General features: G+C 61.0%; 25 protein-coding genes. 13 read left to right on the forward strand and 12 right to left on the reverse strand.

Translation table 11 applies throughout. The annotated features are described in order from the left end of the window. Nucleotides 1–112: 112 nt before the first annotated feature. The 4 genes from ctaD to FTO60_RS10710 all read left to right on the forward strand — a co-directional run bounded on the left by ctaD (nt 113) and on the right by FTO60_RS10710 (nt 3,938). Nucleotides 113–1,786 (forward strand): cytochrome c oxidase subunit I, encoded by a 1,674-nt coding sequence (gene ctaD / locus FTO60_RS10695; protein WP_148055945.1) that lies wholly within the window; start codon nt 113–115, stop codon nt 1,784–1,786. 71 nt (nt 1,787–1,857) lie between these two features. Beyond that, nucleotides 1,858–2,412 carry a hypothetical protein gene (locus FTO60_RS10700; protein WP_148055946.1) on the forward strand — a complete coding sequence of 185 codons (555 nt, stop codon included), beginning with the start codon at nt 1,858–1,860 and terminating at the stop codon, nt 2,410–2,412. After that, a complete protein-coding gene (locus FTO60_RS10705) occupies nt 2,412–2,906 on the forward strand; it encodes a DUF2244 domain-containing protein (protein ID WP_148055947.1) in 495 nt (164 codons plus the stop codon). Before FTO60_RS10700 ends, FTO60_RS10705 begins: the two co-directional genes overlap by 1 nt. A 111-nt stretch (nt 2,907–3,017) precedes the next feature. Then, nucleotides 3,018–3,938 (forward strand): DMT family transporter, encoded by a 921-nt coding sequence (locus tag FTO60_RS10710; protein ID WP_148055948.1) that lies wholly within the window; start codon nt 3,018–3,020, stop codon nt 3,936–3,938. Here the strand turns inward: FTO60_RS10710 and FTO60_RS10715 are convergent. Further along, a complete protein-coding gene (locus tag FTO60_RS10715) occupies nt 3,919–4,377 on the reverse strand; it encodes a GatB/YqeY domain-containing protein (protein ID WP_148055949.1) in 459 nt (152 codons plus the stop codon). The two genes, FTO60_RS10710 and FTO60_RS10715, sit on opposite strands and share 20 nt — an antisense overlap. Nucleotides 4,378–4,566: 189 nt before the next feature. Between FTO60_RS10715 and carA the strand changes: the two genes are divergently transcribed. Both carA and FTO60_RS10725 read left to right on the forward strand, forming a co-directional pair. Then, nucleotides 4,567–5,724 (forward strand): glutamine-hydrolyzing carbamoyl-phosphate synthase small subunit, encoded by a 1,158-nt coding sequence (gene carA / locus FTO60_RS10720; RefSeq protein ID WP_148055950.1) that lies wholly within the window; start codon nt 4,567–4,569, stop codon nt 5,722–5,724. Between the two features lie 82 nt (nt 5,725–5,806). After that, nucleotides 5,807–7,741: a glycosyltransferase gene (locus tag FTO60_RS10725; RefSeq protein ID WP_254696784.1), complete on the forward strand. Its 1,935-nt coding sequence runs from the start codon at nt 5,807–5,809 to the stop codon at nt 7,739–7,741. Here the strand turns inward: FTO60_RS10725 and FTO60_RS10730 are convergent. Then, on the reverse strand, nt 7,695–8,348 hold the full coding sequence (locus FTO60_RS10730; RefSeq protein WP_148055951.1) for a GntR family transcriptional regulator: 654 nt from the start codon (nt 8,346–8,348) through the stop codon (nt 7,695–7,697). The genes FTO60_RS10725 and FTO60_RS10730 overlap by 47 nt on opposite strands. Before the next feature lie 101 nt (nt 8,349–8,449). Between FTO60_RS10730 and FTO60_RS10735 the strand changes: the two genes are divergently transcribed. Then, nucleotides 8,450–9,094: a pyrimidine 5'-nucleotidase gene (locus tag FTO60_RS10735; protein WP_148055952.1), complete on the forward strand. Its 645-nt coding sequence runs from the start codon at nt 8,450–8,452 to the stop codon at nt 9,092–9,094. A gap of 41 nt (nt 9,095–9,135) precedes the next feature. Beyond that, a complete protein-coding gene (locus FTO60_RS10740) occupies nt 9,136–10,359 on the forward strand; it encodes a UbiH/UbiF family hydroxylase (protein ID WP_148055953.1) in 1,224 nt (407 codons plus the stop codon). On the opposite strand, the gene FTO60_RS10745 is transcribed toward FTO60_RS10740, so the two are convergent. The 3 genes from FTO60_RS10745 to FTO60_RS10755 form a co-directional block, all read right to left on the reverse strand. After that, on the reverse strand, nt 10,347–11,468 hold the full coding sequence (locus tag FTO60_RS10745; RefSeq protein WP_148055954.1) for an aminotransferase class V-fold PLP-dependent enzyme: 1,122 nt from the start codon (nt 11,466–11,468) through the stop codon (nt 10,347–10,349). The two genes, FTO60_RS10740 and FTO60_RS10745, sit on opposite strands and share 13 nt — an antisense overlap. Nucleotides 11,469–11,535: 67 nt before the next feature. Further along, the gene (locus FTO60_RS10750) at nt 11,536–11,991 is read right to left on the reverse strand and encodes an Lrp/AsnC family transcriptional regulator (RefSeq protein WP_148055955.1); all 456 of its coding nucleotides are present in this window, start codon (nt 11,989–11,991) and stop codon (nt 11,536–11,538) included. After that, on the reverse strand, nt 11,988–12,443 hold the full coding sequence (locus FTO60_RS10755) for an Lrp/AsnC family transcriptional regulator (RefSeq protein ID WP_148055956.1): 456 nt from the start codon (nt 12,441–12,443) through the stop codon (nt 11,988–11,990). The genes FTO60_RS10750 and FTO60_RS10755 overlap by 4 nt, the downstream gene beginning before the upstream one ends. Before the next feature lie 138 nt (nt 12,444–12,581). Here FTO60_RS10755 and ilvC point away from each other — a divergent pair, with 138 nt between their 5' ends. Further along, the gene (gene ilvC / locus FTO60_RS10760; protein WP_148055957.1) at nt 12,582–13,604 is read left to right on the forward strand and encodes a ketol-acid reductoisomerase; all 1,023 of its coding nucleotides are present in this window, start codon (nt 12,582–12,584) and stop codon (nt 13,602–13,604) included. 59 nt (nt 13,605–13,663) lie between these two features. Here ilvC and FTO60_RS10765 read toward each other — a convergent pair whose 3' ends face one another. Then, on the reverse strand, nt 13,664–14,200 hold the full coding sequence (locus FTO60_RS10765; RefSeq protein ID WP_148055958.1) for a GNAT family N-acetyltransferase: 537 nt from the start codon (nt 14,198–14,200) through the stop codon (nt 13,664–13,666). 295 nt (nt 14,201–14,495) lie between these two features. Between FTO60_RS10765 and FTO60_RS10770 the strand changes: the two genes are divergently transcribed. After that, nucleotides 14,496–15,179, forward strand: coding sequence for a DsbA family protein (locus tag FTO60_RS10770; RefSeq protein WP_148055959.1), 684 nt, complete (start codon nt 14,496–14,498; stop codon nt 15,177–15,179). A gap of 69 nt (nt 15,180–15,248) precedes the next feature. Here the strand turns inward: FTO60_RS10770 and FTO60_RS10775 are convergent, their stop codons facing one another. Next, nucleotides 15,249–16,166: a LysR family transcriptional regulator gene (locus tag FTO60_RS10775; protein WP_148055960.1), complete on the reverse strand. Its 918-nt coding sequence runs from the start codon at nt 16,164–16,166 to the stop codon at nt 15,249–15,251. A 135-nt stretch (nt 16,167–16,301) separates the two neighbouring features. On the opposite strand from FTO60_RS10775, the gene FTO60_RS10780 reads away from it, so the two are divergent. From FTO60_RS10780 to FTO60_RS10785, 3 genes are all read left to right on the forward strand, one after another. Then, on the forward strand, nt 16,302–16,580 hold the full coding sequence (locus FTO60_RS10780; protein WP_148055961.1) for a hypothetical protein: 279 nt from the start codon (nt 16,302–16,304) through the stop codon (nt 16,578–16,580). Next, the gene (locus tag FTO60_RS17970; protein ID WP_302849689.1) at nt 16,580–16,711 is read left to right on the forward strand and encodes a hypothetical protein; all 132 of its coding nucleotides are present in this window, start codon (nt 16,580–16,582) and stop codon (nt 16,709–16,711) included. The genes FTO60_RS10780 and FTO60_RS17970 overlap by 1 nt, the downstream gene beginning before the upstream one ends. A 149-nt stretch (nt 16,712–16,860) precedes the next feature. Beyond that, nucleotides 16,861–17,760, forward strand: a complete 900-nt coding sequence (locus FTO60_RS10785; protein ID WP_148055962.1) for a DMT family transporter — start codon at nt 16,861–16,863, stop codon at nt 17,758–17,760. Here FTO60_RS10785 and glmM read toward each other — a convergent pair. The 5 genes from glmM to FTO60_RS10810 all read right to left on the reverse strand — a co-directional run bounded on the left by glmM (nt 17,757) and on the right by FTO60_RS10810 (nt 24,566). Next, a complete protein-coding gene (gene glmM / locus FTO60_RS10790; protein ID WP_148055963.1) occupies nt 17,757–19,106 on the reverse strand; it encodes a phosphoglucosamine mutase in 1,350 nt (449 codons plus the stop codon). The genes FTO60_RS10785 and glmM overlap by 4 nt on opposite strands. Further along, on the reverse strand, nt 19,099–20,115 hold the full coding sequence (gene folP, locus FTO60_RS10795; protein WP_148055964.1) for a dihydropteroate synthase: 1,017 nt from the start codon (nt 20,113–20,115) through the stop codon (nt 19,099–19,101). The genes glmM and folP overlap by 8 nt, the downstream gene beginning before the upstream one ends. Then, nucleotides 20,112–21,038 (reverse strand): dihydroneopterin aldolase, encoded by a 927-nt coding sequence (locus tag FTO60_RS10800; RefSeq protein ID WP_148055965.1) that lies wholly within the window; start codon nt 21,036–21,038, stop codon nt 20,112–20,114. Before FTO60_RS10800 ends, folP begins: the two co-directional genes overlap by 4 nt. Before the next feature lie 93 nt (nt 21,039–21,131). Beyond that, nucleotides 21,132–21,809 carry a cell wall hydrolase gene (locus FTO60_RS10805; RefSeq protein ID WP_148057129.1) on the reverse strand — a complete coding sequence of 226 codons (678 nt, stop codon included), beginning with the start codon at nt 21,807–21,809 and terminating at the stop codon, nt 21,132–21,134. Between the two features lie 177 nt (nt 21,810–21,986). Next, complete coding sequence (locus FTO60_RS10810) at nt 21,987–24,566, reverse strand: putative PEP-binding protein (protein WP_148055966.1); 2,580 nt, start codon at nt 24,564–24,566, stop codon at nt 21,987–21,989. Nucleotides 24,567–24,595: the final 29 nt, after the last annotated feature.

Here is a 24,595-nt window from a genome sequence, read left to right on the forward strand (position 1 = left end):
CGGTGCATCCACAGTTGCCGATCCATGCGACACGCACTAGAACATGTATCAACATGACGGCCCGGGTATGACTCGGGCCGTCTGAAACGCAGTCATAAACGGGGAGTGCCACATGGCAGACGCAGCCATCCACGGCGAAGAACATCACGACGAGCGCGGTTTCTTTACCCGCTGGTTCATGTCCACCAACCACAAAGACATCGGTATCCTTTACCTTTTCGTGTCCGGTGCTGTTGGTTTCATCTCGGTGCTGTTCACCGTTTACATGCGCATGGAGCTCATGGAGCCGGGCGTGCAATACATGTGCCTCGAAGGCGCGCGCTTTATCGCTGCGGCGGCTGAAGACTGTACCCCCAACGGCCATCTTTGGAACGTCATGATCACCTATCACGGTGTGCTGATGATGTTCTTTGTGGTTATTCCGGCGCTGTTCGGTGGCTTTGGTAACTACCTGATGCCATTGCAAATCGGCGCGCCCGACATGGCCTTTCCGCGCCTGAACAACCTGTCGTTCTGGATGTTCGTGGCCGGTGTGGCGCTCGGTGTGGCCTCGCTTCTGGCGCCCGGTGGCAACGGCCAGTCCGGCTCGGGCGTAGGCTGGGTGCTCTATCCACCGCTCTCGACCAACGAGGCGGGTTTCTCGATGGACCTTGCGATCTTCGCGGTGCACGTCTCGGGTGCCTCCTCGATCCTGGGTGCGATCAACATGATCACGACCTTCCTCAATATGCGCGCGCCGGGCATGACCCTGCACAAGGTGCCGCTCTTTAGCTGGTCGATCTTTGTCACCGCCTGGCTGATCCTGCTGGCGCTGCCCGTGCTGGCCGGTGCCATCACCATGCTGCTCATGGACCGCAACTTTGGCACGTCTTTCTTTGATCCCGCCGGCGGCGGCGATCCGGTGCTTTATCAGCACATCCTTTGGTTCTTCGGTCACCCCGAAGTCTATATCATCATCATTCCCGCCTTCGGGATCATCAGCCACGTCATCGCGACCTTCTCGCGCAAGCCGATCTTTGGCTACCTGCCGATGGTCTATGCGATGGTTGCGATCGGTGTTCTGGGCTTCGTCGTCTGGGCGCACCACATGTATACCGTCGGCATGTCGCTGACGCAGCAGTCCTACTTCATGCTGGCCACGATGGTGATCGCGGTGCCCACTGGGGTAAAAATCTTTAGCTGGATCGCCACGATGTGGGGCGGCTCGGTTGAATTCAAGACGCCGATGCTTTGGGCTTTTGGTTTCCTGTTCCTGTTCACCGTTGGCGGTGTGACCGGTATCGTGTTGTCACAAGCCGGTGTCGACCGTGTCTACCACGATACCTATTACGTGGTCGCCCACTTCCACTATGTGATGAGCCTTGGTGCCGTGTTCGGTATTTTTGCCGGTATCTATTTCTACCTGCCCAAGTTCTCGGGCAAGATGATCCCGGAATGGGCGGGCAAGATCCACTTCTGGTCGATGTTCATCGGGGCCAACGTCACCTTCTTCCCACAGCACTTCCTGGGTCGTCAGGGGATGCCACGCCGCTACATCGACTACCCCGAGGCATTCGCATACTGGAACTACGTCTCGAGCTGGGGCGCGTTCCTGTCGTTCGCATCCTTCGTGTTCTTCATCGTGGTGCTGTTCTATGTGCTGATCTTTGCAAAACGCACAGCACCGGCGAACCCGTGGAACGAATATGCGGATACGCTTGAGTGGACATTGCCATCCCCACCCCCGGAACACACCTTTGAAACCCTCCCCAAGCAAAGCGATTGGGACAAGGGCCACGCGCACTAGCTGCGCCAGAGGCTGAAAAACATCGGGCCTCGGCGGAAACGCCGGGGCCTTTTTCATGAAGGAAACCGCTCTTGGCCATTCTGTTCGCATTGGTCCTGATCGCCATACCGCTGGCCATGCAGTTGCGTGGGGTCGGGGCGGCGGGCATGGCCCTGTCAGTCGCCGCGATCTATGCGCTGATGGTCTTTGGCCTTTGGCTGATCACCGCCCTGCCGCCCGCTATCGCCCAAACCGTGCTGCGCACAATCACCCTGTCGCAAACCAGTGACAACAGTCCTTATCTTGATACCTATTACGTCGTCGCCAATATCGGACCGGTCATCATGCCCGGTCTGCTGTTTGGCGGGATCGGCTTGATCCTTTGGGTGCTGACCCGCTGGAACGCATTGGTGCATCAATGGCTGGCTAAAACCCTGTTCTGGGTGCTGCACCTCGGTGTGCTTGCCATGCCGTTTGTCGCGCTGCTGCTGAGTCGCCAGGGCATGCCGCGCCGTTACACCGACTATACGGCAGCCTCGGCGATGCCCAACACGATCAACATGATCCTTGCAGGTTCTGCCGCCCTGGCCTTCCTCTTGATGGTCACGCTGATGCTCTGGTCGGTGATCGCACGGCTGCGTCGCTGATGCCGGTCGAATGGATCACCCCGCCCGACACCCCCGATTCGCCACGGGCCGAATTGCACCTTTGGCCCTACCGGTCGCTACTCCGCCGTGATTTCGTGATCTTCATTGCCGGCACGGCCACGCTGGTGACACTCCCCCTGCTCGCGGTGATCGGCTCGCCGGTGCTTTGGGCGCTGCTACCGTTTCTGGCTGCCATGATCGCCGGAGTCTGGCTCGCGCTGAACCGCAGCTACCGCGACGGTGAACTGCTCGAGGAACTGCGCATCTGGGATGACCGGGCGACGCTGACCCGCCATACCCCGCGCAAGCCCACCCAAACCTGGGAGGCAAATCCCCACTGGATTCGCGTTGAACTGCACGAGGGCGGTGGCCCCGTCCCTTTTTACCTCACGCTCAAGGGCGGCCCGCGCGAGGTCGAAATCGGCGCCTTCCTGTCCGAGGACGAACGCCGCGCGCTTTACGGCGACCTGCGACGCGCCTTTACCAATCCTTGACCCCACCTTCTTCTGTTCAAAAAAACTCTGGGGGTCAGGGGCAAGCCCCCGGGGCGCGAAATCCGCATCTTTCGGGTCGCCAGACCGCTGCACCACCGCTAGCGTCACCCCATGACAGCCCGCAGCATCCCGACCCGCACATGGATCGAACTCGCCCTACTCGGGGTGATCTGGGGCGGCAGTTTCCTTGCGATCCGACTGGCCCTGAACGAGGTCGGCTTTGTCACATCCGTGGCGCATCGCGTGTTCTGGGCGGCGTTGATCCTGTGGGGCTATGTCGCCGTGGCCCGCCTGCCGGTGCCGCGCGACCCGCGCATCTGGATCGCCTTCTTCGTCATGGGGCTGCTTAACAATGTGATCCCCTTTTCCTTGATGGCATGGGGACAGCTGCATATCCCCACCGGGCTGACATCGGTGTTCAACGCAGGCACGGCAATCTTTGGCGCGCTGCTTGCCGCACTCCTGCTGGCGGATGAACGGCTGACCTTGCGCAAATCCATCGGCATCGGGCTCGGCTTTGCAGGGGTCGCCGTCGCCATCGGGCTGGAGTCACTGCGCGATTTTGATATCCGCAGCCTTGCGCAACTGGCGGTGATCACCGGGACAGTATCCTATGCCTTTGCCAGCATCTGGGCGCGGCTGCGTCTGACGGGGCTGGCTCCGCAGGTCGCGGCGGCAGGCATGCTGACGGGATCGTCACTGGTGATGGTCCCCGCAGCGCTGCTGATGGATGGCGCGCCGCGCTTTGATATCGGCTGGCAGGCAGTCGCAGCGATTGCCTATTACGTGATCTTTGCCACGGCAGGCGCATATTTGCTCTATTACCGCATCCTGGCGGCAGCCGGTGCGGGTAACACGATGATCGTTACCCTGCTGATTCCGCCGGTGTCGATCGTGCTGGGCGCGCTCGTGCTTGACGAGGTGCTGTCACCCAACGTTTACGCCGGGCTGGCGCTGCTTGCGCTTGGGTTGATCGTGTTGGACGGGCGATTGCTACGCCGCAAATCCGCTCCTAGCCCAAGCGGTCCTTGACCATCGGGCCAACACGGCCAAAGTCCATCTGACCGGTGTATTTCTTTTTCAAAATCCCCATGACCTTGCCCATGTCGCGCACGCTTTGCGCCTCGACCTTCGCAATCGCGGCGTCAATCGCGGCGGCAGTTTCGCCCTCGTCCAGCTGGCGGGGCAGGAATTCCTCAATGATCCCGATTTCCGATTGCTCTTTTTCCGCCAGTTCCAGCCGTCCGCCCTCTTCATAGGCGCGCGCGCTTTCCTGACGCTGCTTGACCATTTTGCCAAGGATCCCCAGCACGTCATCATCCGTGACCGTATCGTCATCCCCCGTGCCACGGGCGGCGATTTCACGGTCCTTGATGGCGGCATTGATCAAACGAAGTGTCGACAGGCGGTCGGCATCTTTTGCCTTCATCGCCTCTTTCAGGGCGGTTGAGACCCGTTCGCGCATATCCATCGATGTATCCCTGATGTGAGCGGTGACAAGGCCGCGACACTACCCCGACAATCGCGCGGTGACAACGGGCCGTGTCGCTACGTCAAATTGGCCCGTGACAGGGCCGATCAACCCTTGACCCGCCCCTGCCGCAACCTTAGACATCGCCAAGTTTGGCCCGGTTTCGGGCGCCTCGGGGGATCTGTTGCCATGACCAGTCAATCCAGCAAACCCACGGCCTGCCTTGTTCTGGCAGATGGCACGGTGTTCTACGGCAAGGGATTTGGGGCAAAAGGGCAAACAACCGCTGAATTGTGCTTTAACACCGCCATGACCGGCTATCAGGAAATCATGACCGACCCGTCCTATGCCGGTCAGGTTGTGACATTTACCTTTCCCCATATCGGCAATACCGGCGTCACCCCCGAGGACGATGAAACAGCCGATCCTGTCGCCGCGGGCATGGTCGTCAAATGGGACCCGACCCAATCCAGCAACTGGCGCGCCACCGAAGAACTGACCGTCTGGCTGGAACGGCGCGGACGCATCGGCATCGGCGGTGTTGATACCCGCCGCCTGACCCGGGCAATCCGCCAGCAGGGTGCGCCGCATGTGGCACTGGCCCATGATCCCGAAGGTCATTTCGATCTGGACGCTCTGGTCAAGGCCGCGCGTGGTTTTGCAGGGCTTGAAGGGCTTGATCTGGCCAAGGACGTGACCTGCGCCCAATCCTACCACTGGAACGAAATGCGCTGGGCCTGGCCCGAAGGCTACAAGCCCCAGAACGCCCCCAAACACAAGGTCGTCGCCATTGATTACGGCGCGAAACGCAACATTCTGCGCTGTCTTGCCAGCGCGGGGTGCGATGTGACGGTGCTGCCCGCGACAGCCACCGCCCAAGACGTGCTGGCACTGAACCCCGACGGTGTTTTCCTGTCCAACGGCCCCGGCGATCCGGCGGCGACGGGCGTTTATGCCGTGCCGATGATCAAGCACGTCCTGAACACGACCGACCTGCCGGTTTTCGGGATTTGCCTTGGGCATCAGATGCTTGCGCTGGCACTGGGGGCCAAGACCATCAAGATGAACCACGGCCATCACGGCGCCAACCACCCGGTCAAGGACTATGACACCAACAAGGTGGAAATCACCAGCATGAACCACGGGTTCACCGTGGACAGCCAGACCCTGCCCGCAGGTGTGCGCGAAACCCATGTGTCGCTGTTTGACGGCTCCAACTGCGGCATCGCGATGGCCGACCGGCCAGTATTTTCGGTACAATATCACCCCGAAGCCAGCCCCGGTCCGATGGACAGCTACTATCTTTTTGAACGGTTTGCCGCTGCAATGGCCGCGCGCGACGCTTAATTTACGCGCTCATAATCATACTTAACGGCCTGTTAACCACCCCTGCCCCAAGGTGATCCTCGGGACAGTAACGGTGTAGGCAATGGCACTGAAATCAGACACATCCGTGGGCCATGCCCACGCCAATACACCTGCGCCAAACCGCGCAGCAAGGCTGGCACAACCCCTGACGGTGGGGGATGTGTTGCAGGCAAAGGGGCTTATCTCTGCGCGTCGTTTGATGCAGGAGACCGAGCGTGCAAATCACGCGGCAGTGCGGGTCGCGGATGTGCTGCGCAACCGCTTGAACCTGCCCGCCAACACCCTTGCTCGCGCCGAAGCCGAGGCGGCGAAAACCACGCTGGTCGATCCGACCCGTGAACAGATAGACCGACGGTTGGTTCATAAACTGGGGGTTGCTGTCTGCCTCAAACACGGGCTTTTGCCACTGCGCAATACTGGCGGCAGCACGCTGGTGCTGACCACGCGCCCCGATCTTTTCCCGCGTCACCGTGATGCGCTGCGCGTTTTGTTTGGCCCCGTGCGCATGGCCGTCACCAGCGAACCACTGCTGCACAAGGCGATCAAGCAGGCCTGCGATATGCCACTGATCCGGCACGCAGAATCGCGTGTGCCCGCCGCCCAAAGCTGCCGCACATGGAACCGCCGCGCGGCGCGAAATATCGGGTTGGCGGCCGTGTTTGCACTGCTCGCCGCGGCGCTGCACTGGCCAGCCGCTACCTTTGGCCTGCTTAGCGTCTGGGCAGTGCTGACGCTGGTCCTCAACACCGCGCTCAAGGCCACGGCTGGGGTGATGCATCTGCGCGCCCGCGAACCTCGGGAAACCCCGGCCAACCCGACACCCGCCCGCCTGCCCATCGTCACAATCCTTGTGCCACTGTTCCACGAACAGGACGTGGCGCGCGCGCTGATCGGGCGGCTATCGGCCCTGGATTATCCCCGTGAACTGCTGGATGTCTGCCTGATCCTTGAAGAAGACGATCACATGACCCGTGCCGCCGTGGCCCGCGCCACCCTGCCGCCGTGGATCAGGCCGATCATGGTGCCTTATGGCCTGCTGAAGACCAAACCGCGCGCCCTGAATTACGCGCTGAATTTTGCCCGCGGCACGATCATTGGCGTCTATGACGCCGAAGATGCCCCCGCCCCTGACCAGATCCGCAAGGTCGTGGAGCGGTTCGCCCAACGCGGCCCGCAGGTGGCCTGCCTGCAGGGCGTGCTTGATTTTTATGATTACGAAACCAACTGGCTGTCGCGCTGTTTTGCCGTTGAATACGCCACCTGGTTCCGGGTGATGCTGCCCGGCCTACAACGGCTGGGACTGGCCATTCCGCTGGGTGGCACGACCCTGTTCATGCGGCGCGCGGTTCTCGAGGAATTGGGCGGCTGGGATGCCCATAACGTGACCGAGGACGCGGATCTTGGTATTCGTCTTGCACGACACGGGTATCGCACCGAACTGATCGCCTCGGTGACCGAAGAAGAGCCAAATGCCCGCGTCTGGCCCTGGGTCAAGCAACGCTCGCGCTGGCTCAAGGGGTATGCGATCACTTACGGGGTTCATATGCGCAACCCAAAGAAATCGTGGCGTGAACTCGGGGCGTGGCGGTTCTTTGGTGTGCAACTTTTGTTCGCGGGAACGCTCTCACAATTCACCCTTGCGCCGGTCTTGTGGTCGTTCTGGCTGGTCGCCCTAGGTCTGCCCCATCCGCTGGCCGGCGTATTGCCAACCTGGGCCTTCTGGAGCTTGGGGGGCGTGTTTTTCATGTCGGAACTGATCAATATCGCCGTGGCAATGGTGGCCGTCAAAAGCGCCCGAAAACCCCGCCTGCTGAAATGGACGCCCACGCTGCATGTCTACTTCCCGCTTGCCGCCATCGCCGCCTATAAGGGCGTGCTGGAACTGGCGACCCAGCCATTTTACTGGGACAAAACCGAACATGGCGTGCTGGGCGGGCCTGACGCTGCGGCTACTCTGCCGCCTCGACCTTCTCGGCATCCAGTTTCAGGCGGGTGACAAAGGCCTTTGAAATGTGATCGCGCAGGGCCGCCGCCGCCGCCTCGCCATCGCCGGCCTCGATCGCGGCGACAATGGCGGCGTGTTCTTCAAGCGTCCCTTCGGGGCGCCCCTCGGCCGCCAAGGATGTAGTCGCCAGCAAGGCCATCGAACGATGCACCAGATCAAGCTGCTGCACCAGAAACCGGTTGTGGCTGGCCAGATGGATCTGCTTGTGAAACCGCTTGTTGGCACGGCTTAGCGCGGCAGGATCATCCACCAAAGCGCGATCCGCCTCAAGCATATCACGCAGGACACGCACTTCCTCGGGGTTGGCATGACGCGCCGCCAGACGGGCCGCCAGCCCCTCCAACTCGCCGCGCACCACATACAGTTCGGCCAACTGGTTGTGATCCAGCGACGCAACGATCAATGACCGGCCGTCACGTGTCAGCAGGCTTTGGGTCTCAAGCCGTTGTAATGCCTCGCGAATAGGCGTGCGCGACACACCGAAACGATCCGCCAGCTCGTTCTCGACCAGCCGGTCACCAGGGCGGTAAAGACCTGTATCAATCGCCTCGAGGATCAGGGCGTATGCATCTTTTTGCGGGGTGGTTTGGTCAGTCATGCGGCTCACTTGTGTTCAGTCTGCATACCCTACTCCCGCGCAGCCCTGCCAATCAAGGCAAAGCGATTGCGACCCTGCGCCGCGCGCCCTAGGGTGACGCTATGGTTGCCGCATCCTTTGCCCATGTGCGTGCCTGGGTCTTTGATCTGGACAACACGCTTTATCCGCCCAGCGCCCGTCTGTTTGACCAGATCGAGGTGCGCATGACCGCATGGGTGCAATCCGCGCTTGGCGTCGATGCGACGCGCGCCGATCACCTGCGCGACCACTATTGGCGCAAATATGGCACGACACTGGCAGGACTGATGGCCGAGCACGGTGTCGATCCAGGCCCCTATCTGGGTGCGGTCCACGATATTGATCTGTCCCACCTTGAAAAAGCCCCCGATCTGGCCGCCCGTATCCGCGCCCTGCCCGGGCGGCGCATCGTCTATACCAACGGCAGCGAACCCTATGCGCAGCGCGTGCTGGCAGCACGCGGTCTGGATGGGCTTTTTGATGCGGTTTACGGTGTTGAACACGCCGGTTACCGCCCCAAACCCGAACAGGCCGCATTCGAAGCGGTCTTTGCCCTAGACGGCTTGGATGCGCGACAGGGCGCGATGTTCGAGGACGACACCCGCAACCTTGCCGCGCCACATGCGATGGGAATGCGCACGGTGCATGTGGCGCCTGCGCCCTTTCTGGCCGATCACATCCATCACCACACCGAAGATCTGACCGCCTTCTTGTCGCAGCTGGTCTGACACCCCTTTCCCCTACCTGCGCACAGGCCTATGTCTGAGGGATGGAACGGCAAGACACTGATATCCTGATTTCCGGCGGCGGTGTCGCTGGGCTGACCGCAGCGGCCGCCTTTGGCAGCGCCGGGTTCCGCGTGATCTGTGTTGATCCTGCGCCGCCCGTCACGGATGAAACGGCTGCAGGCGCCGATCTGCGCACCACGGCATTTCTGCAACCAGCGCGCGATTTGCTGGACCGCGCGGGGCTGTGGGATCGCCTTGCACCCTTTGCTGCGCCGTTGCAGATCATGCGGATCGTCGATGCGGGCGGCGATGCGCCCGATGCCCGCGTCACCCGCGATTTCAACGCCGCCGATATTTCCGACGCACCCTTCGGGTGGAACCTGTCCAACTGGCTGCTGCGCCGCGAGATGGCCGCGCGGTTGGCTGAACTTGATACGGTCGATTTCCGCGCCGGCGTCGGCTTCAAGTCCCTGCTGACCCGCGAGGGCGAGGCCCTGGTGACCCTGTCCAATGGCGCGCAGGTCCGCGCGCAGCTGGTCATTGCGGCTGACGGACGTGACAGCCCCGTGCGTCAGGCCGTGGGAATTGACGTGAAAACAACGCGCTACGGGCAAAAAGCGGTGACATTCGCCGTTACCCACGAAGCCCCCCACAACAATGTATCAACCGAAGTGCACCGCACCGGCGGCCCTTTTACGCTGGTCCCCTTGCCCGACCTCGATGGCAAGCCCTGTTCTGCCGTGGTCTGGATGGAAAGCGGCCCCGAAGCGCTGCGATTGGCGGCGTTGCAAGCGGCCGATTTCGAGGCGGCCGCCACCACACGATCTGCGGGAACCTATGGCCCGCTCACCCTCGCCTCGCGCCGCATGGTCTGGCCGATCATCAGCCAGCGGGCCGCCCGCATGTCGTGCGAACGGGTCGCTCTTGTGGCCGAGGCCGCGCATGTGGTCCCGCCCATCGGCGCGCAGGGGCTGAACATGTCGCTGGCCGATATGACCTGCCTGCTGGATCTGGCTGTGGCCAGCCCCTCCACCCTTGGGGATCGCAAGATGCTGGACGCCTATCACGCACGCCGCCACCCCGAGGTCGTGCTGCGCGTCAAAGGTGTCGATGCCCTCAACCGCGCGTCAATCGCCGGGTCGCCAATGCTGCGCGACCTGCGCGCCAAGGGCATAGAGGCGCTTTATTCCGTCGCCCCCCTGCGCAAGACACTGATGCAAATGGGCCTTGGTGCCTCAAGCCAAAGTGGGAGTCACAATACCTGATCGGCGACCGGCCTGAACCGTGCCAGTGTGGCGTCGACGTCATACAATTTATCCAATCCGAACAACCCGATGCGGAAGGTTCTGAAATCGGCCGGTTCATCGCATTGCAGCGGCACCCCCGCCGCGATCTGCATCCCCAGTGCCGCAAACTTTGACCCGTTTTGCACATCGCCATCATCGGTATAGCTGACAACGACTCCGGGCGCACCAAACCCGTCCGCCGCGACAGATTTGATACCCTTGCCCGCGAAATATGCCCGCACCCCGTCGCCCAAAGCCCATTGCGCCGCGCGCAGCTTGTCAAAGCCAAATTCGCGGCTTTCCACCATCGCATCACGAAACGCGCGCAGGCTGTCAGTGGGCATGGTCGCATGATAGGCATGACCGCCGTTTTCATAGGCCTGCATGATCGCATGCCACTTTTTCAGGTCCAGCGCGAAACTGTCCGAAGCGGTGCTGCCCATCCGCTCAACAGCGCGCGCTGACAGCATCACCAATCCGGCAGCGGGCGTAGAGGACCAGCCCTTTTGCGGCGCGGAGATCAACACGTCGACCCCTGTCGCCGCCATATCCACCCAGACGCACCCCGAAGCGATGCAATCCAGCACCATCAGCGCGCCAACCTCGTGGGCGGCGGCGGCCAATTCGGTGATATAATCGTCCGGCAGGATGATCCCCGCGCTGGTTTCCACATGCGGCGCGAACACCACATCCGGTTTGGTCGCGCGGATCGCATCGGTGACTTCGGCAATCGGGGCGGGCGCAAAGGGGGCACGGCTGTCATTGCCGGTTTGACGGGCTTTGAACACAGTTGTCTGCGCCGTGAACTGACCTGCGTCAAAAATCTGGCTCCAGCGATAGGAAAACCAGCCGTTGCGCACAATCAGCGCATGGGCATCGCCACCAAACTGGCGCGCCACGGCCTCCATCCCATAGGTGCCGCCCCCGGGCACGATGGCCACGGCATCGGCCTTGTAGACGTCCTTTAACATGCCGCTGATATCCGTCATGACACCTTGAAATGCCTTGGACATATGGTTCAGGCTGCGGTCGGTGAACACGACGCTGAATTCCATAAGGCCATCGGGATCGACTGGGGTATTGATCATTGTGCGGCTCCGCCATCATGGGTTTTGCCCATACTAGCGCGCCACCGGCCAAGTGTAAGCCACGTTCTTACAGCGGCCCCGGGCGGCGCTCCTCGCTCAGCAGCACATTGGCCTCGACATTCCCCACACCCGGCAGGGTCATCACGCGGCGGCGCAGGACCCGCTCGAAATCCGCCAGATCGCGGGCGACAACCCGCAACCGGTAATCATAAAGGCCCAGCACATGCTCAACCAGTTGCACCTCGGGAATGGCCATGACGGCGCGCTCGAAATCCTCAAGCGATACGCGCCCTTTGGTGGCCAGCTTGACGCCCAAAAACACCGTCACACCAAAGCCCAGCTTTTCCGCATCCAATGCCACGCGCCGCCCTGCTATCACGCCGCCGTCGCGCAGGCGTTTCATGCGCCGCCATGTGGCAGGCTGGCTCAACCCGATGCGCCCGCCCAAAGCGGCCGCCGATTGGCTGGCATCGCGTTCAAGCGCGCGCAAGATCGCGCGGTCAGTGTCATCCAGATCCATCACAGCGGCAGGCTTTCATCGTCATAAAGTGTCGCGACCGTCATCAAGGCCTCGATATCGGCCATATGTGGTAGGGCAAGAATACTGTCGCGATAGATTTGCTGATAATGGCCCATGTCACGGGCAATGACCGACAGGCGCAGATCGACACGGCCCAGAAAGGTCTGGATTTCGGTGACCTCGGCAATGCCCCGCGCCGCGGCGATAAATTCGTCAAAGGCGCGGGCCTGCGTCTTGTCCAGCGTGATGCGCAGCGACACCGTGACGCCGTAGCCCAGCGCGCGCCAGTCAATCACCGCGTGCTGGCCCTTCAGAATACCGCGCTCTTGCAAACGGCCCAGACGCCGCTGCGCCTTCAACGGCGAAACACCCGCACGCGCCGCCAGATCGGCAGCGGTCAGGCTCGGGTCGGCCTGCATCTGGCGCAACAGACGGCGATCAATGTCATCAAGCATGAAAAACCCTATTATTTACAAAACTACGCATAACAACTTCATCTTGGCCAATACAACTCAAAAGAACACCACTCGCCAACGGTGCAACGTCGGGTCATAAACGCCACCAATGCACCCCAACCCGAAAGGACGCCCGACATGCGCGTTTATTATGACCGTGACTGCGATGTGAACCTGATCAAGGACAAGAAGGTCGCGATCCTTGGCTATGGTAGCCAGGGCCACGCCCACGCCCTGAACCTGCGCGATAGCGGCGCCAAGAACCTTGTCGTCGCCCTGCGCGAAGGCTCTCCCAGCCAGGCCAAGGCCGAGGGCGAAGGCCTCAAGGTTATGGGCATCGCCGAAGCGGCTGCCTGGTGTGATCTGATCATGTTCACCATGCCCGACGAATTGCAGGCCGAAACCTACAAGAAATACGTGCATGACAACATCAAACCCGGCGCGGCCATCGCATTTGCTCACGGGCTGAACGTGCACTTTGGTCTGATCGAACCCAAAGAAGGCGTCGACGTGATCATGATGGCCCCCAAAGGCCCCGGCCACACTGTGCGCGGCGAATACACCAAAGGCGGCGGCGTGCCCTGCCTGATCGCCGTTGACCGCGACGCGTCCGGCAAAGCCCATGAAATTGGCCTGTCCTATTGCTCGGCCATCGGTGGCGGCCGGTCCGGCATTATTGAAACCAACTTCCGTCAGGAATGCGAAACCGATCTTTTTGGTGAACAGGCCGTTCTTTGTGGTGGTCTGGTCGAACTGATCCGCATGGGCTTTGAAACCCTGGTCGAAGCTGGCTACGAACCCGAAATGGCCTATTTCGAATGTCTGCACGAGGTCAAACTGATCGTTGATCTGATCTATGAGGGCGGCATCGCCAACATGGATTACTCGATCTCGAACACCGCCGAATACGGCCAGTATGTGTCGGGCCCGCGCATCCTGCACTACGACGAGACAAAGGCGCGCATGAAAGAAGTGCTTAACGACATCCAGTCGGGCAAATTCGTGCGTGATTTCATGCTGGAAAACGCCGTTGGCCAGCCGACGATCAAGGCGTCGCGCCGTGCCAACGACGAACACCAGATCGAACAGGTCGGCCAGAAACTGCGCGACATGATGCCGTGGATTTCCGCTGGCAAGATGGTCGACAAAGCCCGGAACTAGGTCAAATCTGCAAGACAAAGGAAAAGGGGGGTCAGCTTGATCCCCCTTTTTCTATTGGCTCACTTCTGCTTTATATCTGCGAGGGGTTTTTCCATGAACACAAGATGCGCGACGATCGCGGGGTCTTGCACGCTCTCGGGATCGAACACGGCATCCACAAAACCCAGCCCTCTGTAAAAGGCGATCGCTTCGGGAAGTCCGGTCGTCGTATCCAGATAAAGGGTCATGCAGCCCATTGCGCGCGCCTCGGCCTCCAGTCGTGCCATCAGCTTATTTGCAATCCCCATGCGCCGCGCCGTCGGGGCCACATAAAGTCGTTTCACTTCGCCCTTCCCGTTCGCCAGACGCTGCAACAGGATCATACCTGCCAACCCGCCTTTGGGATGTCGGGCGACGATAAAGCGACCATCTTGATCAAGATAATGGTCGATCTTTTCCGTGGTCAGCTTCATATGCGCGTCGGGATCGACAATTTCGCCTGTCGCCTCCCGATGACGAGCGGCGGCGAAGTGCAAATACTCGCGCATCATTTCTGCCCAGCCGGGCGCATCAGCGAGATCCGTAACTACTTCAACCTTGATCGCATCAGATGTCATCACTCTCTCCTTGTTGAAATCTTAACAGGGGCACCCGGAATGTTGAAAGGCATTTGTGGTGCGCCACGCCTGAACCACAAAAGGGCTTTCATCGTGGGTGATCATTTCTTTCAATGGCACACCCTTGTCCCCGGATCGGTCATCTGACGTCCTGAAGCGAGGGCGCAAAATGAAGACAATGACGGCCTTGATGCAGCCCCTGGGTCGTGCCGCCGCGACATTGCGTTACAAACGAAGGCCTTGAATAAGCCCGCGCCCGCAAATATTCACCCTATAGCAACACAGGAATGCCCCCATGGCCCCGCTGAAACTGGTTCATTTCTCAGATATCCTTTGTGTCTGGGCCTATGTCGGGCAGGCACCGCTTTTCCGGCTTGCCGAACGGTTTGGGGACCATTTGGATATCGAGGTGCACTACTGTTCCGTGTTTCCCGACACCCAAGCCAAGATGTCCAAACTCTGGCGCGACAAAGGCGAGTTTGAAGGATATGCCCGCCACGTGAGAGAAGTTGTCGATGGCTTTGATGGCGTCGAAATCCATGAAGATGTCTGGTCAAAGACCCGGCCGTTTTCGTCGGCAAGCCCGCAGTTGTTCATCAAGGCCGTTGAACTTCTGGAAAAACACGCCGGTGCCACGCCGTTCCAGTCACGCTTGTCCGTGAAAGCCGCCAAGCTTCTGCGCGAGGCCTTTTTCAAGGAAGCGCACGACATTTCCGATTGGGGGGTGCAACGGCACGTGAGTGACAAAATTGGTGTCGACTTTGCGGATGTCAGCAAAAAGATTGAAACAGGCGAAGCGATGGCAAAACTGGCCTCTGATTACGAGCTTGTTCAGACAATGGGGATCAAGGGCAGCCCGACCTATATCCTCAACAATGGTCGCCAGACCCTGTTTGGCAATATCAGTTACGGCATACTGGAAGTGAATTTCAAAGAATTGCTGAAAGAACAAGACGGCTTGAACGCCAGCCTTTGCTGAACAGCCCATAAACGGGCGGCCCCGAAAAGGCAGCCTTGTCCGATGTCGGCCTTGGCGCCCCCGTATCGCCTAATCCCGCGAAAAATAACCGCCCTCGAGAATCCAGCTCTGGTCCAGCATGTATTCGACGAACAAGCGGGCGGGGCTGTCGTCGGGGGCGTTGGCCGGGTAGACGGCAAAGACATCCAAGCTTTTTGAAAATGCGCCGGGCAGGACTTCCACCAGCTCCCCGGATTTCAGATCTGCGGCCACAAGCAGTTTGAACTCGGCGCAAAACCCCAAGCCTGCGCGGACAAACTGCATCCCCATTTCAAAGTTGTCACACGAGACCGCGATCCGCGGTTCCTTCTTTGTGGGGGCGAGCCCGCACATCCCTGCAAAGGACGACCATGCGATCTGCGGTGTTTGAACCCAGTCCCAGTTTGTCAGATCGTCGAGGCTGCGCACAGGCGGTCGCGCGTTGACATATTCAGGCGATGCAAAAATACAGAATTTGAGAGACCCCAGCCGCGTCGCCTTGTAGCTGCTGTCGTCCAGACCGTTGGTGGTCCCGCGAATGGCCAGATCGTAGGGCGAACCTTCCAGGCTGACCTGACGATCGTTGATGTGCATCGAAAGCTGGATATTGGGATAGGCCTTGGCAAATCCGGTGTAGATGTCACAGACTGGTCGGTTTGCGGCGGACGTGTTCACCGTGATGGACAGGCGGCCCTGCGGCTGGCTGACACGCCGGTTAATCGCAGCCAGCCCTTCCTGCGCGGCCCGCGACATCTGCTGGCTGGCACGCAGAAGGTCGGTACCCGCCTCGGTCAGGGATATCCGTCGCGTCGAGCGATACAGAAGCGGTGTTCCCAGACGCGCTTCAAACTGGGTGATGTGATGGCTCACCACTGAAGGGGACAAGCGCAATTTGGCCGCCGCTTGCCTGAATGATCCCGCTTCGGCCACTGCCTGAAAGATCGCCATTGCCCGCAACTGGTCTATCATGAAAGCCCCCGATTGTTCGACTGGATGGGATTATGAAACCGAAACATACCGGATTATCGTATGATCTGACATCTGCGATCAATGGTCAAGTCACCGGATGGTGGCGCATTGCAGCAAAAGTCGAAAGGAAACAAAATGACATTGATGGTCTCGATCGCGCGCGTGTCTACAACCGAAAACCCCTTTGGTTCAAAGGATTTTCACGACGCGCATGACAAAATTTTCGGGGATGCGATGGCGCTGAAGGCACTTCTGCGCGATCCAAACGATCCCTATCAGATCGCTCTGGTCGGCGACGTCAAGGATATTGACCGTGTCCGCAGTGCCAGCCGCACCGCCGAAGGCGATGCCATGATGCGCCGCTTCGGCTTTGTCGAACAACTGTCGTATTTTCTGCAAGAGGAGGATGCGTGATGTTCGCCCTTTTTCGCCGTATCTTTACCCCGGAAGCTGACAGTCTGCCTGTCAGCCAGGGGCGCGACAGGCTTGCGACCTACTGGGCGCAAGTGCGCGACGCAAATCCCTATGCTTGGCCTTTGGGCTAGGGCGGGCCGTCACGATCACAAAAAAGGCGCCGTAACGCCCTTGTTCATGTGCGATGCGGCCCCTTTCCAAGTTGTGGCCCACCATCATCGGCGCACTAAGTCACAGGGATTTCTGGACAAACTTCGCCCCCTCTGGTCCAAGCGATCCCATGACAACGCACCCTACCCTTTCAAACTGGCTGTCCATCGCCGCCCTGGGCGTGATCTGGGGTGGCACCTTTATGGTTGTCGCAATCGCCCTCGAAGGCTTCGGGCCGCTGACGGTTGCCAGCGCGCGCACAACGTTGGGGGCCGTATCGCTGCTGATCCTGATGCGCGCGCTGGGTCGCCCGATGCCATCGGGGCGCGCGGTTTGGGGGTATCTGGCGGTAATCGGTGCGCTCAACACTGCGCTGCCCTTTGCGCTGTTGTCCTGGGGCCAGCAATATGTGCCTTCTGCCTTTGCGGGCATTTCAATGGCCGCGCTGCCACTGTTCGTGCTGCCGTTGGCGCATCTGTTCAGTGACGAAAAGATGAGCGGGCGCAAAGCCCTCGGCGTTGTCGTCGGCTTTACCGGCGCGGCGGTGCTGATTGGCCCCAACGCCCTGCGGATCGGTCAGGGGATCGTGCCGCTGGCACAACTCGCCTGTATCGCCGCCTCGCTGTCTTATGCGGTGAGTTCGGTCCTGACGCGGCGCTGTCCGCCCGTTGACAGTATCTCGATGGCGGCGCTAACGCTGGTGGTCGGGTCCATCTGCCTGATCCCGGCGATGTTGTTGATCGAAGGTCTGCCAACTTGGCCCGCGGGGCGCGCAGGCTACGCGATCATCTTTCTTGGCCTCGTGCCCACGGCCTTTGCAGCGCTTTTACGGGTGCAGACGATCCGCACCGCCGGATCGGTCTTCATGACGCTGGTGAACTACCAGGTTCCGCTGTGGTCCGTGGTATTCGGCACGCTGGTGCTGTCCGAAGTCTTGCCGCTGCGTTTCTTTGCAGCCCTTGCGCTGATCCTCACGGGGTTGCTGATCAGCCAGTGGGTCGGCCTGCAAAAGCTATTCATGCGCAGCTAAGCTGCTGTCACAGATGTAATTTCTGCAACGATCCCGTCAATAACCTGTGACAAAAGCCCGTCGTCATCACATTCCGCCATCACGCGGATCAAGGGTTCGGTGCCCGATTTGCGGATCAGGATACGGCCGCGGCCCTGCACCGCAGCCTCGGCGGCACTGATCGCCGACTGCACCGACGCAGCGCCGAGCGGGTCTTGCCCCTCCCCGAAACGGACGTTTTTCAGCATCTGCGGCACGGTGTCAAAACTGCGCGCGAGGGCCGAAGCCGGTTCACCGGTTTCAATCATCGCCGCCAGAAATTGCAGGCCCGCAGCCAGACCATCACCCGTGGTGCCGTAGTCCGTCATCACGATATGGCCGGACTGTTCGCCCCCCAGATTATAGCCACCACTGCGCATTTCGGCCACCACATGGCGGTCGCCCACCGCGGTGCGCTTCAGGTGCAAATCTTTGCTTTCAAGGAAATTTTCCAGACCCAGATTCGACATCACCGTGGCCACAAGCGTGTCTTGGGCCAGCCGCCCCTGCGCCGCCCAGCGTGCGGCGAACAGTGCCATGATCTGATCGCCATCGGCCACCGCGCCGTTTTCGTCAAGGATCATGACCCGGTCAGCGTCCCCATCAAGGCAAATGCCCAGATGCGCTCCGTGTGCGACGATCGTTTCCGCCGCGGCGCGCGTGTTGGTCGATCCGCAACCGTCGTTGATATTAAAGCCGTTCGGGCTGACACCCACGGGGATCACCTCGGCACCAAGTTCCCACAACACTTCGGGGGCGACCCGGTGCGCCGCACCATTGGCGCAGTCAATCACGACCTTCAGACCATCAAGCCGCATGCCCGACGGAAAGGTTGACTTCAGGCGCTCGGCATAGCGGAACCGCCCGTCATCGATGCGTTTTGCGCGGCCAATGTTGTTGGGCTGGACGGGCTGGATTTCGCCTGCGACGAGCGCCGCGATTTCGGCTTCGGCCTCATCGGACAGCTTGAACCCGTCGGGACCGAAAAACTTGATGCCGTTGTCGTGGTGGGGATTGTGGCTGGCGCTGATCATGATGCCCACATCGGCCCGCATCGAGGTGGTCAATAACCCCACCGCCGGTGTCGGGATCGGCCCCAGCAAAAGTACGTTCATGCCGGTGCTGGTCAACCCCGCCGTCAGCGCATTTTCAAACATATAGCCCGACAGGCGCGTATCCTTGCCGATCACGACACGGTGGCCATTGCTGCCATCGTTGCGGAAATACCGCCCCGCCGCCGCACCGATCTGCAAGGCGTTTTCAGCAGTCATCGGCCACTTGTTTGCCGTGCCGCGAATCCCGTCAGTTCCGAAAAGTGTCTTAGTCATCAGCCACTTGCCCGCTCATTGTCATGTGCAGGTTCAGCGCCTGCCGCATTTCTTTCGTATCATGAACGCGCAAAATTTGCACGCCCTGCGCCACCCCGTGCAGCGCGACGGCAAGCGATCCCGGCATCCTGTCCTGCGCGTCAGGCGCGTGACCCAGTGTGCCGATGAACCGCTTGCGCGATGCGCCCAGTAGAATGGCGCAGCCAAGACTATGATAGAGGGAAATACCGCGCAAAAGCGTCACGTTATGTTGCAGCGTCTTACCAAAGCCGATGCCGGGGTCGACGACGATCCGGTGGCGGGGAATACCCGCCGCTTCCGCCAGGGCGACACGCGCCTCAAGGAAGTCGTACACATCGTGCAGCACATCGTCGTAGCGCGGATCGGCCTGCATCGTTTCAGGATCGCCCTGCGCATGCATCAAGCAGACAGGCACCTGCGCCTTTGCGGTCACATCGGCCAGTTCGGGGTCAAAGGTAAAGGCCGCCACATCGTTCACCATGCTGGCCCCCGCCGCGAGCGCGGCCTGCGCCACAGCCGCCTTGCGCGTGTCGATCGAGATCGGCACGGCGCTGTCGGCACGGATCGCGGCAATCACCGGTGCGGTGCGGGCGATTTCATCTGCTATGGTCACTTCGGCTGCGCCGGGGCGGGTGCTTTCGCCGCCAATATCAAGGATATCCGCGCCCGCCGCTTCCATCGCCCGGGCATGGGCAAGAGCGGCGGCAGGGTCGTCAAACAGCCCACCATCGGAAAAGCTGTCTGGCGTGACGTTCAAAATGCCCATGATGCGCGGGGCGTCCAGCGACAGGCCAGCAAGCGCCGCGCGCGGCGTCGTCAGACGGGCGCGCGCGTCGGCAGGCAAGTCCAGCGCGGGTAGCAGGCGATCGGGTTGTTCGCGCCCCGACACTGCAACATGGGTAAACCACAGCCACCCGCCTGCCAGCGTCACTGCGTCGTCGGGGCGATGGGGATCGCTTTGCAAAATGGGGCGGTAATAGGTCGTCAAAGCTGCGCCTCGGTCACCGCAACGGCGCGGGTCGGTATACTGGTCGCGGGCACATCCGCCCCGATCACCAGCAGCTCGACCGCCTGCATTTCATCGGCAAACCATGCCGTCAGCGCAAGGGCATCGCGCGGGGAGGCGCTGGGGCCATCCACGGCATCAAGCACCATTTTGGACGGCGCCCAAACGCAGATCTGGCCGTTCTTCATCGCCCAGTCCAGTTCGGTGCGGGTGCCAACCACGACACAGCGCTTGTCACGCGCCGCCAGCACCCAGGCGTTTTGTTCAATCGCTAGCAGGTCAATCCGGCGCTGGGGCATCGCCGCCCCCACCTTGGGCGCAGAGGCATCGGGCGCACCAACACAGATGATCAAAGGCGCATCACCAGTCAGCCGATCAATCCATCCGGCCAAGTGCACCGCGGCAATCGCATCATTGCTCAGGAACAGCAAACGCGGATGGGGCACATCGACCAGTTCAACACCCGCCGGCATCGTGCCATCCGCACTACGCACGATTTCGACACCCAAGGCACCGGGGCCCCGATCCAGCTTTTCGATCCGCACAAAGACGCGCAGCGCCTGGGGTTCCAAAAGGATGCGTTCTGCCACGCGGGCCGCCAGCGTTTCCAACAGGTTCAACCGCTCGGCCTGCAATTCGATCTGAATCGCCTCGGTGACGCGGTCATAGGACAGGATACGATCGACATCGTCATCCACGGGGCCCCGCAAGGGTTCGACCTCGACCACCACATTGAAACTGATCCGCTGCAATGTGCCGCGTTCGGCCTGAAAGGCTCCGATTTCGACTTCGGTCACATAGTCGCGCAACGATATCCGGTCGCGCAGCCCCTGCGCCCCTTCGGGTGTGGTCGCTTCGGCCCGTTCCGATGGATGGGCAAAGGCAAGGCGAGTGTCCGATGGCATGGCGCGGTCCTTATCAGCAGCAGCACTTGCCGCATACTAAGCCACGCGCGTCATCGCAAGCACAGGGATGCGCCACCCTTGGGTCAATCGCGACTAGTTGGACGCGGTGCGGGTGTCCGGGCGATAGAAATAATGCGCCCCGATGCTGGCCGTGCGCGGGAAACGGCGCGCCCATGACGGGTTCACGGCCTTGGTATGGTAATAGGTCGCGCCACCGGTCAAATCACGTGGCGCCCCGTCAACCATCAGACGCGCGACCTTGCCAACACGTGCCCATGCGGCAGGTTCGGAGACCCTTTCGGGACGGCCATCACAGGTATAGCTGAACTGGCAGGCAAACCGACGGCCGGTGCCCTGATTAACGACACTACAGATCGAACTCGGGAATACACTGCTATCGACACGGTTCAAGATGACTTCGGCAACGGCGAAAATGCCGCGCACGCTTTCGCCACGCGCCTCGAAATACAGCGCTTCGGTCAGGCATTCCCATTCGGCACCACCGCTGGCGCGGGGCTGGGCGGCCAGAAAAGCGCGATCATAAGTGATCGACGCCGGACCAACGGCGATATTGCGGGCTTCGGCGGGAGGTGGCGATGTCAGGGCTGTCATGCGCGACGATGGCACAACACGAAGCGCCTCGCGCTCTTGTCCAAGCACAGCGCCAAGACGGCTTTCGAGCAGAGGCTCGGCCTGCGCGCTTACCGCTGCCAGTGCAACCAATGCGGCCAATCCAGCCGCGCGTGTCAATCGTCCCAATACAATCCGCATATCCCAAACCCAGAGTTCCATGCGGTCCAGCCCCGCACAGGCAGGGGGCATCTAGGCGAAAATGTGGCAACGGTCCACCCATGCAGGTGCGGTGCTCCGCCACAACCGATGCACAATGGCAACGGGTCCGAAAACGCACACAACACATAGAAATAAAAGCGTAAATCGCCCCTATCCCTAGATTGTTTCCGGTTTGGAAATAGCGAGTTGAGCGGCGGATAACCGCGCAACGGGCACACGAAACGGTGAACAAGAGACATAATCGAACCCGCGCGCCCGGCAAAACGCGATCGCGGCACGGCTTCCGCCATGTTCGCCGCAGATCGACAGAACGATGTTTTCGTTGCCCTTGCGCCCCCGCTCGGCGCCAATCGACAGCAACTCTCCGACCCCTTCGACATCAAGTGTATGAAACGGATCTTCGGCGTAAACGCCTTGGCGCACGTAGGACGACATGAACCGCCCCGCATCGTCGCGCGACAACCCATAAGTCATCTGGGTCAGATCGTTGGTGCCAAATGACATAAAGGCCGCGTGCTGGGCGATATCCTCGGCGCGCAGGGCCGCGCGGGGCGTTTCGACCATGACGCCCAGACGATAGCTGAAATCGACGCCGGTTTCGGCCTTGACGGCGGCGGCCACCGCATCAATCCGCGTCTTGACCAGTTCAACCTCGCGCACCGCACTCACCAGCGGGATCATCACCTCGGGCGCGACGGGATCACCCTTGCGCGATGCCACGACGGTGGCTTCGAAAATGGCGCGGGCCTGCATGTCGTAAATCTCGGGGACGCTGATGCCCAGACGCACGCCCCGCATCCCCAGCATGGGATTATATTCCTCAAGGGCCGCGACGCGGGCCATGACCTCGGACAGATGCAAATCCAGCCCCTCGGCCAGATCGCGCATCCCGGCCTTGTCTGAGGGCAAAAACTCGTGCAGCGGCGGATCAAACAGGCGAATGCACACCGGCAGCCCCTGCATGATCTTGAACAACTCGACAAAATCGCTGCGCTGCATGGGCAAGAGGCGTTCAAGCACCTCGCGGCGATCATCGGCATCGTCGGCAAAGATCATCTCGCGCATGACACCCAGACGGTCGCCTTCAAAGAACATGTGCTCGGTGCGGCACAAACCGATACCCTGCGCGTCGAAATTGCGGGCGGTCTGGGCATCGGCGGGGGTGTCGGCATTGGCGCGAATGCCGATATCGCAAAATTCCTCGGCCCAGGTCAGCAGCGTGCGGAACCATTCATCCAAAGCGGCCTCGAGCATGGCAGGTTCACCGGCCAGAATATCGCCCGTCGTGCCATCAACAGTGATCACATCGCCTTCGACAAAACTGCGCCCGTCCGGGGTGATGATCGCGTGTTTCTTGGCGTTGATTTCCAGATCGGACGCGCCCACGACACAAGGCAACCCCAGCCCGCGACCAATCACCGCCGCATGGCTGGTGACACCGCCGCGCATTGTCAGCACACCGTTGGCCGCGTGCATCCCGCGAATATCCTCGGGCGTGGTTTCGCGGCGCACCAGAATGCAGGCCTCGCCCCGCGCGGCGCTGGCCTGCGCCTCGTTTGAAGAAAACACGATCCGCCCTGTGGCGGCACCGGGACTGGCGGCAATCCCGCGCACGATCAGGTCGCGGCTGGCGCGCGGGTCCACCTGACGGTGCAGCATCTCCGACAGGGCCGAAGGCGGCACGCGCATCACCGCCTCTTCACGCGGGATCACGCCATCATTGGCCAGATCAACCGCCACCCGCACCACTGCGCGCGACGACCGCTGCACGCGCACACCGTCCAGAATATGGAGTTTCCCGTTCTGTATGGTGAATTCGATCTGCATTTCTTCGCGTAAATGCTTGCGCGCCAAGCCGCCAATACGGATGAGTTCGGCAAAGGCATCCGGGCAGATATCTTCCAGCGCCGCGCCGCGCTTGTCCTTGGTCAGATAAATCGCGCGCTTGTTGTCATGCAGGGCATCGCGGCCCTGCGCCTGACTTTGATAGCGGCCGATCAGGCTGGGCGCGCCCGTTGTGGCATCGACGAACTGGACAACACCCGCACCACATTCCCCCGCACCAACCCCAAGCGCCATCGCCTGCACCACCAGCCCAAGGCCCGCATCCGCAGGCGCGCCCTTAGCTTGGCGCAGCAATCGCGCGGTCGTGCCTTCCCAGGTGCGCGCCATGCTGCGCAACACCTCGGCCAACTGCTCTTGCGGGTCTTGCGGGAATTCCTCGTCGGTTTCGGCCTCGTAGGTGGCCAGAAACGCGTGCAGGGTTTCGCCGCTGGGCGTGTCGGGCATATGAAACGATTCAGGGTCCAGACGGGCCACATGTTCAGCGTAGCACTGGATAAAGCGCATATAAACTGCTGCCGCCGCCGCCTCGCCCATCGTCTCGCACATGGCGTCAAAGCGTGCGTCATTCATACCGATATTGAGGATCGCACCCGGCCCGCCCCAATCAGGGTCCTGGCTACTGGGGCGCACGGATACCAGCGGCGCTTCACCAAAATGCGACAGGATCGCGGACACATTGGGCATCCGCCCCGTTGCAATCCCGTGCACCGCCTGAAACGAAATCGCAACCGTCGTGGGCACCGGCATTTCAAGACACACCAACCGTTGCAGGCATTTCGCGCGCCCGCCATGCACCGTCGCATCCATTGATGCGGTCGGGGTGATCAGCGTCACTTCTTTGAGAGTTACGATTTTCTGCACTGCGGCACCTGCTTTGTGTGGGCGCAGCATAGACTTGCCGCGCCCTATCACAAGGGAAA

It is taken from the genome of Octadecabacter sp. SW4, from assembly GCF_008065155.1.
Taxonomy (GTDB): domain Bacteria; phylum Pseudomonadota; class Alphaproteobacteria; order Rhodobacterales; family Rhodobacteraceae; genus SW4.